We start from the raw sequence: 754 nt of genomic DNA, 5'->3' as shown, positions 1-754 counted from the left end.
CCGGGTCGCTCCTGGCTGCGTCCGACGCTACTCGTCCCCGTCCATGCCTTTCGCTGGGCCCAGTGTACGGGGCGGGGGCGCGCTCGGCAGACCGGTTTACGGGGGGTCGGGGCGGGGGGTGAGGCGGGGCCCGGGACCGGGCTCGCGGCCGGGCCGGCGGCCGGGGAGACCATCGACCAGCCCGAGCAGTGGGTGCCGGTCGAGGGGGACGCCCTCAAGAGCGTGCTGTTCTCCGCCCCCCTGCTCGCACGACCGACGGTGCGCTACACCGCGCTGGCCGCGCCCGTGACCTTCCTCGCGGCTGAGACCACGACCGGCGAGGCCACGGACGCGAGCGACATCCTGGGCACCATCTTCGGCGGCCTGGCCGACGGCGCCGCGGGCCTCTTCGCCGCCCAGCCGCTGCTGACGGTGGGCCTGGGCGTGGGCCTGGCCGGCGCCGGATACATGAAGCTGCGCGGCGACTTCGACTTCGCCCGCGAGTCGGACGGCTTCGCCAGCAAGGCCAAGCTCCGCAAGCACCTCGGGCGCCGTCAGCTGGTCGCGAAGCGCAAGACGCTGCGGCCCAGCCTCGCCGACGTCCCGGCCCGGAAGATCCCGACCAACGCGGTCGGCGTCTACCTCGGGCAGGACCGCAAGACGAAGCTGCACCTCTACATGTCCGTCGAGGAAAGCTCCCTGATGCTCGCGCCGATGGGCGCGGGCAAGACGGCCAAGATCGCCAACTGGATCATCGACGCAGAGGGCGCGGTCC

1 pseudogene is annotated in these 754 nt (G+C 73.3%); it reads left to right on the top strand.

Annotation, left to right across the window (positions count from 1 at the left end):
- Positions 1–192: 192 nt before the first annotated feature.
- A pseudogene (locus G3I78_RS46515) lies at positions 193–754 on the top strand (type IV secretion system protein VirD4); the annotation flags it as partial.

Source organism: Streptomyces sp. SID13726 (genome assembly GCF_010548375.1).
In the GTDB taxonomy this organism is placed as follows: domain Bacteria; phylum Actinomycetota; class Actinomycetes; order Streptomycetales; family Streptomycetaceae; genus Streptomyces.
Note: the sequence above shows the minus strand (reverse complement) of the source record. Positions and strands in the feature narration are given on the sequence as shown.